The organism is Bacillus sp. AP50 (genome assembly GCF_040492675.1).
Classification (GTDB): domain Bacteria; phylum Bacillota; class Bacilli; order Bacillales; family Bacillaceae_G; genus Bacillus_A; species Bacillus_A cereus.
The window spans coordinates 1-2,851 of sequence record NZ_JBEUTW010000071.1; the positions used below are offsets into that span (position 1 = coordinate 1).

The window sequence follows — 2,851 nt, forward strand, 5'->3', positions numbered from 1 at the left end:
TACAACAACACTAGTAGTTACAATGATGTCAGAAAAATACTATTCACATTCGAGTATATTTGTCCTCATATCCACTGTTTTTATAATTTTATTTTTGATTTTTTGTAGGTATTATGAGGTATGTTTTATTACATTAGAAGAATACTCCCTGGCACTATGTGGAGAGTTATATAGTGCTAGAAGAGAATTTGTATAGAAGTGCATAAAAAAAGACTTCATTTTACATGAAGTCCTTCTGATTTTGTATTTATAAATAGAGTAGTAGAAAAAGAGTATGAATGAAACAACTACGAATAGCCCTCTAATTTCGATTTTTTCAAAAATAGAGAGCTCGTTACTATTATTTTATTTCCATTGCGTGTAGCACCTGATCTGGAGCTGTTATTGTTACACCAGCACGTACTAAGCGTTCGAAGGTACGCATAAACTCTAGTAAATTAAACTGTTTTGGTAGCTCAATCACACGCAGTTGTTCTTGTGGTAGTTTATCAATTGTTTCAATAAACCATTCACGTACATCACTTGGAATTGTGCGTTCTTTATGACCACGACGAACTTTTAGTTTTTCACGCATTTCAATTTCTAAAGCGATATATGCATGGAGATTCACTCCCTGATCATATGCATATTTTCTAAATAACGTTTCTTCCTGGTATTTTATATAATTACGGTGATAAGATTCTTCTGTTACTGGTACCGCAAACTTCTGGTTCAGTAGTGCATGTACATTTCTAAACATCTTCTTAATGTTACGAAGAGAGTACATAGAATAATGTAGGCCGAAATTAAAGATAGCTTGCTCACGTTCGCTATTTCTCTCTTTTGGTATATGCTGCGCAATAAGAGGGTAGATACCTTCTTTTGCTGCTGTATCGAGAATTTGATATTGAGATGTCTGATGTAATAGTTTCTTCAATGTATATACAATTTTCGTTGGATATCCTTCTTTTCGATCAACCATGTCACGTAGTCCGTGAATTACACTGCGAATTTGACGATGACAAGTATGCTTTAGTACATGAATGAATTTATTCATGTCTGCAGACAATTCACCGATATTCATCTCTTGTAGGACTGCTTCGATAAATTTCGCTTTTCGAGCATAGGTAGCTTTTGGTGTAAATGGATCCCTATGTTGTTCTTCTCCAGCTTCTTTCGAACATAAGAAGTCTGAATGGATAGACAGATATAATGTCGTATATCGTTTTGTATGCTTTACACCTTTTTGCATTTTGCAAATTTTGAATAGGGGATTCCCCGTACATGGTAATGCAGTTGTTAATTCCTCGATAACCGCACGGATCTGATGCGGATATTTTTTATGTAAGAAACGATACATCCCACCGAAGTGAGTTTTGTTTCCTCTTTCGTCCTGCTTGTCTAAAGAACGCTTTAATGTTGTTTCCGTATGTTGTTGCATTGCGATGTCTAAGAATAGTTTCTTAGCTGCTACAGATAGCTTAAAGAAATCCTTTGTAAATACAACAGGACTAATATATACGTACGGATTTGCTTTTTCTGTTTCCTCATTCATAAAATGAGTGAGTTTGATTGTATAACGGCCATCTACTCCATTTTCGATGGAGATAATGTTATGTAAGTTTAATTTCTTTAATGCGATATAGAATTGAGAGTGTTGGATATAAGCAAATTCTTCTTTATATTGCTTGTAATCTTCCCACATCATATGTATGGTTACATTTGGAATGACGCCGTTTGTATAGCATTTTTTATGTAAGTACAAGAACACTTCAAAATCAGCATTCGTAATACCGTATAATTTATGTTTTCGTCCTGCTTTTTCTGCAAGTGTAGACATTGCCCGACGTGAAAAAGATGGTTTGGCTTTTTCAACAAAACCTTCTACATCCGCAATACGCTCTTCGTATGTCATGTGCTGCAAAATATCTTCTAAATATGTATCTTTATAGCTGTAGTATTTCTCCTCAAATGTTTCCACAAACTTTTGCCAAGACTTTAGTGTTACTAAAACTGCGTTTGTTGTTTTCCCATTTAAGCTACGTTGATTACGTATCACAAATGATTTTCCCATCTTTTTCACCTCCGTTCTACAAATTCAGAAATATATGTCAAAATACTATAAAATATACCAATTTTGATTATAGCAAATCGAAAAATGATGAAAGGTGCTCCTTTAAGAAGAAAATTAGCAACTTGCAACAGCTTATGAAGCTAGTTGTATCAAGGGATAAGAGAATTTCATGATTTTTTTTTGTGTTAAGGATACCGCAAACGTGTTGCAAGTTGTGTGGTATGTATAAAAGTAAGCGAAAAAGCACCTAAACCCTTGGTATATAAAGGATTAGAGTGAAAATGGCAGGGAAGTTAGGGAAAGGATACCGCAAACATGTTGCAAGTTAGTGAACGCAATCATTAAAAATGAATTGTAATAAATACCCTTGATATAAAAGGATTGGTCGGCATTTATAGAATGAAAATAGGGAAAGGATACCGCAAACACTGTTGCATCTTGTGAGAAAAATAAGGGCATGCATACCGCAAACGTGTTGCAAGTTGGATGATATGTATAAAAGTAAATGGAAAAGCACCTAAACCCTTGGTATATAAAGGTTTATGGTGAAGATGATAGAAAAGTTAGGGAAAGGATACCGCAAACATGTTGCATATTATGTATGTAACTTATAAAAAATATGAGAAAAATAGCTTGAAAACTTTAAAATGACATGATTTTTTTTAGAATTACTTAGTTGAGAAATAAATTATACTGTTGCAAGTTGAAAGAGATAGGGAAAGGATACCGCAAACGTGTTGCAAGTTGATTAGAAATAGGTAAGAGAAAGAGCAAACGTGTTGCAAGTTGAGAAATATA

At 34.0% G+C, this 2,851-nt stretch carries 1 protein-coding gene; it reads right to left on the minus strand.

The genetic code is table 11. The annotated features are described in order from the left end of the window. Positions 1-340: 340 nt before the first annotated feature. Complete coding sequence (locus ABWK52_RS07175; RefSeq protein ID WP_353771902.1) at positions 341-2,053, minus strand: hypothetical protein; 1,713 nt, start codon at positions 2,051-2,053, stop codon at positions 341-343. Positions 2,054-2,851: the final 798 nt, after the last annotated feature.